Source organism: Protofrankia coriariae (assembly GCF_001017755.1).
GTDB classification, from domain to species: domain Bacteria; phylum Actinomycetota; class Actinomycetes; order Frankiales; family Frankiaceae; genus Protofrankia; species Protofrankia coriariae.
In genome coordinates, this window is sequence record NZ_JWIO01000043.1 from 5793 (window position 1) to 7226 (window position 1434).

Consider the following 1434-nt stretch of genomic DNA (forward strand, 5'->3'; position numbering starts at 1 on the left):
CCGGCGGGCCGAGGGCTCCGGCCCGGACCCGCGCCGGAGCGACCCGCCCACGTCAGCGACGGCGGTACCAACGGAGACGCGGACGGCCGCGGAGCGTTCCGGCGGCCAGCGGTGGGGTGACGCCGGTCCCCCGAGCGGCCGGGACTCGGCGCGCCGGGCCCCCGCCCGTCCGGACAGCGCGCGTCCGGACAGCGCCGACGTGACAGGCCCCGGCGGGGCCGGCGAGCGGGGCCCGGCGGTTTCCAGGGAGTCCCGGGCATCCTGGGAATCCCCGGGACCCGGGGAGTTCCTCACCCCGGAGGCCGGCGATACGTGGGCCTCGAAGGAGCGGGCGGGTGTTTTCGGTCTGAACGCTCCCGCCGACGACGTCGGCGCCGGGCCGGCGTCCGTGTTGCCGTCCGAGCCGTTGGCCAACGCGGGCAGCCTGGAACGGGCGCTCGCGGGTTTTCTCGCGTTCCTGCGGCGCCGGATCACCGGCGACTACGTGGTCGACGAGCACGGTTTTGACCCGGACCTGACCGAGAACGTCATCGCGCCGCTGCTGCGTCCGGTCTACCAGAACTACTTCCGGGTCGAGACGCGCGGTCTGGAGAACGTTCCGGACACCGGTGGCGCGCTGATCGTGGCCAACCACTCCGGTGCCCTGCCGCTGGACGCGATCATGACCTCGCTGGCAATAATGGACCATCATCCGGCCCACCGGCACCTGCGGATACTCGCCGCGGACCTGGTGTTCTCCGTGCCGTTCCTCGCACCGCTGGCGCGCAAGACCGGTAACACCCTCGCCTGCCAGGCCGATGCCGAACGGCTGCTTGCCGGTGGCCACCTGGTGGGGGTCTGGCCGGAAGGTTTCAAGGGGATCGGCAAGCCGTTCAGCGAACGCTACAAGCTGCAGCGCTTCGGCCGCGGCGGTTTTGTCTCGGCCGCCCTGCGCACGGGCGTCCCCATCATTCCGTGCACGATTGTCGGGGCCGAGGAGATCTACCCGATGATCGGAAACTTCCGGACGCTCGCCCGACTGCTCGGGCTGCCCTATCTGCCGGTCACCCCGACATTTCCGTGGCTGGGGCTCCTCGGCCTGGTACCGCTGCCGTCGAAATGGTTCATCGAGTTCGGCGAACCGGTGGAGACGGAATCGCCGAACCCGGCGGCGGCCGAGGACCCCATGCTGGTGTTCGAGCTCACGGACCGCATCCGGGAGACGATTCAGCATTCCCTCTACGGACTGCTGATGCAACGTCGGTCGGTATTCTTCTGATCTGTGACGACCATGGACGGGCGGCGGATGAGCTGGTGGCGCGCAAGATCACGGCGGACCTGGGTGGGCCGCGGCCTCACCGCTGGCTATCTACTGTCGGTGACCGCCGCGGTCGCGGTCCTGGTCGCCATAGGTGATCTTTTTCTGGCGGTGTGGCTGGCCGTCATCGAGGTGGC

Annotated in this window: 1 protein-coding gene; it reads left to right on the forward strand. The window is 70.0% G+C overall.

All coding sequences use genetic code 11. From position 1 onward, the window contains the following. The first annotated feature begins 388 nt into the window (after nt 1–388). Nucleotides 389–1258, forward strand: coding sequence for a lysophospholipid acyltransferase family protein (locus tag FrCorBMG51_RS20190; protein WP_047224621.1), 870 nt, complete (start codon nt 389–391; stop codon nt 1256–1258). The last annotated feature ends 176 nt before the right edge of the window (nt 1259–1434 follow it).